Annotated in this window: 5 protein-coding genes; 2 read left to right on the top strand and 3 right to left on the bottom strand. The window is 68.4% G+C overall.

Annotation, left to right across the window (positions count from 1 at the left end; genetic code table 11):
• The first annotated feature begins 302 nt into the window (after positions 1-302).
• Positions 303-671, top strand: coding sequence for a MarR family winged helix-turn-helix transcriptional regulator (locus tag D7V93_RS38815; RefSeq protein ID WP_244237767.1), 369 nt, complete (start codon positions 303-305; stop codon positions 669-671).
• Between the two features lie 81 nt (positions 672-752).
• Here the strand turns inward: D7V93_RS38815 and D7V93_RS38810 are convergent, their stop codons facing one another.
• Positions 753-1046 carry a FruA-associating protein, FapA gene (locus D7V93_RS38810; protein WP_120648102.1) on the bottom strand — a complete coding sequence of 98 codons (294 nt, stop codon included), beginning with the start codon at positions 1044-1046 and terminating at the stop codon, positions 753-755.
• A gap of 236 nt (positions 1047-1282) precedes the next feature.
• On the opposite strand from D7V93_RS38810, the gene D7V93_RS38805 reads away from it, so the two are divergent.
• The gene (locus tag D7V93_RS38805; RefSeq protein ID WP_120648101.1) at positions 1283-2356 is read left to right on the top strand and encodes a type IV pilus twitching motility protein PilT; all 1074 of its coding nucleotides are present in this window, start codon (positions 1283-1285) and stop codon (positions 2354-2356) included.
• A gap of 36 nt (positions 2357-2392) precedes the next feature.
• Here D7V93_RS38805 and D7V93_RS38800 read toward each other — a convergent pair whose 3' ends face one another.
• Complete coding sequence (locus D7V93_RS38800; RefSeq protein ID WP_120648100.1) at positions 2393-4027, bottom strand: fumarate hydratase; 1635 nt, start codon at positions 4025-4027, stop codon at positions 2393-2395.
• 64 nt (positions 4028-4091) lie between these two features.
• On the bottom strand, positions 4092-4479 hold a 388-nt coding region (locus D7V93_RS38795), incomplete at its 5' end, for a class I SAM-dependent methyltransferase (protein WP_147451565.1).

Genomic DNA, 4479 nt, shown 5'->3' with positions numbered 1-4479 from the left:
GGAGGGGACTGCGGGGACGGCTCGGCCGGCGGGGCGGAAGGCTGGGCCTGCGGCGCGGCGGCGAGGAGGAGGACGAGGAGGGCGCTGGAGGTGGCCATACTCAGGAGCGGCAGGACTTTCCGGGGAGCGTGTGGCAAACACACCCGCCGGCCCCTGCGCGCGGTCAAGATGTAATTGACAACCGTTGTCGAATGCAATCATCTCTTACGCCCATGACCCTCGCCGAGCAAGTGGCATCGACGCGCCGCGCAGTGGTCCGACTGCTGACCTTGAAGGTTGGAGAGCAAACGGACCGGCCGCTGATGCAGCTGCTCGTGCTGAAGTACGTCGGCCTGCTGGGCATCCACAGCCAGGCGCTCATCGCGGAGCGGCTGCTCATCGACGCGCCCGCGGTGAGCCGGCTGGTGGATCGCCTGGAGGAGGATGGGCTGGTGGAGCGCCACGCGGGGGAGAACCGCCGCTGCGTGCGCCTTCAGATCACCGACGCAGGCCGCACGGAGCTCCAGGCCCTGGTGGCCGCCGTCGAGTGGGTGGACATGGAGGCCAAGTCACACCTGTCGCCCGAGGAGTTCACGGAGCTGCTGCGCCTGCTGGAGAAGCTCCAGGCGGGGCTGCTCCAGGGGCTGGGCGCGGACGGGGCGACGGCGCCCCGCAAGGACGACCACGGGTGACGACGGGTCGGCGGGGGCACGAAGCCCACTGCCGCCCGCCGCCACCCGCCTTGCTTCCGGGGGGAAGTCAGCCAGGGCGCGCTAGCGATGGCGTGGAATGTTGCGGGCCACGTGCAGGGCCCACGCTTCGGCCGAGTCCAGCTCCGCGCGCGCGCTGGCGAAGCGGTCCAGGCTCTCGTCGCTGCCGTCGTGGGCGAAGATGGCGTCGTGCAGCTCCTTCTGCGCCCGCGTCAGCCGCAGGCTCGTCTGGAGCCACAGCCGCGCCGCCATGCGCGGCGTGATGACCACCTGTGCCGGGTCCCACACCTCCAGGGTCGCGAAGTCAGCGGAAGACAGCTCGTCGTATCCAGGGGCCTGCTCGGTTTGTGCGTTCATGCCCGGATGTTCGCCACGGCCTCCAGGCAGGGCATCCCGGCCGCATGGGCAGGCGACCGGCCACTGGTGAGCAGTCGCGGACAGTTCCATCATCCCAGGGGGTGCAAACACTTCCTGATTTCCTGGGAAACTACATTCGATAGGGGTGTGTGAATGCCGTTCGGGCTGCAACGGTAGGGGAATGGGCTTCGGGCTCCTAGAATCGTCCGCTTCAACCGTGCCGTGAGAGGGATTCCCTGGATCTGAACACCCTGAACAAGCTGCTCACCGTCGGCGTCCAGAACGGGGCTTCGGACATCCACTTCCGCCCCGGGGACCCGCCCATCTACCGGGTGAACGGCGTCCTCCGGCCGTTGAAGATGGAAAAGCTGCAAGCGGATCACACGAAGCAGGTGGCCCTGCACGTGATGAATGATCCGTTGATGAAGGCGCAGGTGGACAGCGTGCAGGAGTGCGACTCGTCCTACAGCCTGCCGGGGGTGGCGCGCTTCCGGGTGAACATCTACCGGCAGCGGGGCTCGCTGGCGTGCATCCTGCGCATCATCCCGGATGAGATTCCCAGCATCGACGGCATGGGGCTGCCGCAGGTGCTGAAGACGATCGCGGGCAACGAGCGCGGGCTGGTGCTGGTGACGGGGGCGACGGGGTCCGGCAAGAGCTCCACGCTCGCGTCGATGATCAACCACATCAACCACACGGAGAGCCTGCACATCCTCACCATCGAGGACCCCATCGAGTTCATCTACAAGAACGTGAAGTCCTCCATCTCCCAGCGGGAGATTGGTCCGGACACCCAGAACTTCGCCATCGCGCTGCGCGCGGCGCTGCGTCAGGACCCGGACGTCATCTTGGTGGGCGAGATGCGCGACACGGAGACCATCGACATCGCGCTGAAGGCGTCGGAGACGGGCCACCTGGTGCTGTCCACGGTGCACACCACGGACGCGTCGCGCACCATCAACCGCCTGGTGTCGGTGTTCCCCGCGGAGGAGCAGACCATGGTGCGCATGCGCCTGGCGGATTGCCTCAAGGCGACCATCTCCCAGCGGCTGCTGCCGCGCGCCACCGGCAAGGGGCGCACCGTGGCGCTGGAGATCATGGTGCAGACAAAGACGGTGGAGCAGTACATCCGCGACGACCGCGCCAGCGAGCTGAAGGACGTCATCGAGAAGGGCCGCGACATGTTCGGCATGCAGTCCTTCGACCAGCACCTGACGCAGCTGTACCGCGCCGGGGACATCACGCTGGAGACGGCCCAGAGCGCGGCCTCCAACCCGGCGGACTTCCAGCGCGCGCTGGAATTCGACTGACAAGCGCGCGCCGGAAGCGGGACGCCGGAAACGAGGTCAGGCCTTCTTCGCGGACGGCTTGTTGATGTTCGCGAAGAAGTCGTTGCCCTTGTCGTCCACGATGATGAAGGCCGGGAAGTCGACCACGTCGATCTTCCACACGGCCTCCATGCCCAGCTCCTCGTACTCCAGCACCTCCACCTTCTTGATGCAGTCCTGCGCGAGCCGCGCCGCCGGCCCGCCGATGGAGCCCAGGTAGAAGCCGCCGTGCTTCTTGCACGCCTCGGTGACGGCCGGGGAGCGGTTGCCCTTGGCGAGCATCACGAAGCTGCCGCCCTCCGCCTGGAACTGATCCACGTATGCGTCCATGCGGCCCGCGGTGGTGGGGCCGAAGGAGCCGGACGCGTAGCCCTCGGGCGTCTTCGCCGGGCCCGCGTAGTAGACCATGTGGTCCTTGAGGTACTGCGGCATGCCCTCGCCCTTGTCCAGGCGCTCCTTGATCTTCGCGTGCGCGATGTCGCGCGCCACCACCAGCGAGCCCGACAGCGACAGGCGCGTCTTGATGGGGTAGCGCGACAGCTCCGCGCGCAGGTCGCTCATGGGGCGGTTGAGGTCCAGCTTCACCACGTCGCCGGACAGGTCCGTGTCCTTCGCCTCCGGCAGGTACTTCGCGGGGTCCGTCTCCAGCGCCTCCAGGAAGACGCCGTCGCGGGTGATCTTCCCCAGGGCCTGCCGGTCCGCGGAGCACGATACGGCGATGGCCACCGGGCAGGACGCGCCGTGGCGCGGCAGGCGGATGACGCGCACGTCGTGGCAGAAGTACTTGCCGCCGAACTGCGCGCCAATGCCGGTGCGCTGGGTGAGCTTCAGCACCTCCTGCTCCAGCGCCACGTCGCGGAAGCCGCGGCCCAGCGCGTTGCCCTCGGTGGGCAGCGAGTCCAGGTAGCGCGCGGAGGCGTACTTGGCCGTCTTCAGCGCGAACTCCGCGGACGTGCCGCCCACCACGATGGCCAGGTGGTACGGCGGGCACGCGGCGGTGCCCAGCGAGCGGATCTTCGTCTCCAGGAAGGTGAGCAGGCTCTGCGGGTTGAGGACCGCCTTGGTCTCCTGGAACAGGTAGCTCTTGTTGGCGGAGCCGCCGCCCTTGGCCATGAAGAGGAACTTGTAGGCGTCGCCGTCGGTCGCGTAGAGCTCGATCTGCGCGGGCAGGTTGTTGCCCGTGTTGACCTCCCGGTACATGTCCAGGGCCGCCATCTGCGAATAGCGCAGGTTCGACGTGAGGTACGTGTCGAACACGCCGCGGGAGATGGCCGCCTCGTCGCCGCCCCGGGTGAGGACGTACTGGCCCTTCTTGCCCATCACGATGGCGGTGCCGGTGTCCTGGCAGGAGGGCAGCACGCCGCCCGCGGCGATGTTCGCGTTCTTGAGCAGCTCCAGCGCCACGAAGCGGTCGTTGGAGGACGCCTCCGGGTCCTGGAGGATGTTCGCCAATTGCCGCAGGTGCCCGGGGCGCAGGAGGTGCGAGATGTCCCGCATGGCCTCGCGCGTGAGCAGCGTCAGCGCCTCCGGCTCCACCTGGAGGAAGCTCCGCCCGCCCGCCTCGAACACGGAGACGTGCTCCTTCGTGAGCAGCCGGTAGGGCGTCTCGTCCTTGCCGAGCGGCAGCATGTCCTGGAACTGGAAGTCACTCATCGCGGTGGGTCTCCAAGAAGGGAGGGGGCAGCGGGTGCCTCAGAAGGTGCCTGGGCGGCGGACTCTAGCCAGACGCCGCGCGGGGCGGCACCACGTAGAGGTACACCGGGGTGCGGTACAGGTCGCCCAGCCTCACGGTGCGCGTGGGTGTCCAGCCCCGGAGCGCGAAGGTGTGGCTGAGGATGCGCGCGCCCGGAGGCAGCTCGTCCGCGAACCGGGGCCCCAGGCGGGCCATGGCGCCCGGGAAGAGGTAGCAGACGACGACGGCTGCGTCCTGGAAGGACGCGGTGAAGAGGTCCTCGGGACGCAGCTCCAGGTTCGCGCGCGGAGAGAGGCGCTGACGCAGCCGCATGAACTGGAACGGCAGCCACGACAGCTCGTAGGCGATGACGCGGGCCCGGGGGCAGTGGTCCGCCAGCGCGAAGGCCAGGTGGCCCCAGCCCGCGCCCAGC

The organism is Corallococcus llansteffanensis (assembly GCF_003612055.1).
Lineage (GTDB): Bacteria > Myxococcota > Myxococcia > Myxococcales > Myxococcaceae > Corallococcus > Corallococcus llansteffanensis.
Note: the sequence above shows the minus strand (reverse complement) of the source record. Positions and strands in the feature narration are given on the sequence as shown.

Excerpts from the sequence above, each read along its gene's own strand:
- D7V93_RS38815 (WP_244237767.1), top strand. The coding sequence starts at position 303 with ATGCAGCTGCTCGTGCTGAAGTACGTCGGCCTGCTGGGCATCCACAGC.
- D7V93_RS38810 (WP_120648102.1), bottom strand. The coding sequence starts at position 1,046 with ATGAACGCACAAACCGAGCAGGCCCCTGGATACGACGAGCTGTCTTCC.
- D7V93_RS38800 (WP_120648100.1), bottom strand. The coding sequence starts at position 4,027 with ATGAGTGACTTCCAGTTCCAGGACATGCTGCCGCTCGGCAAGGACGAG.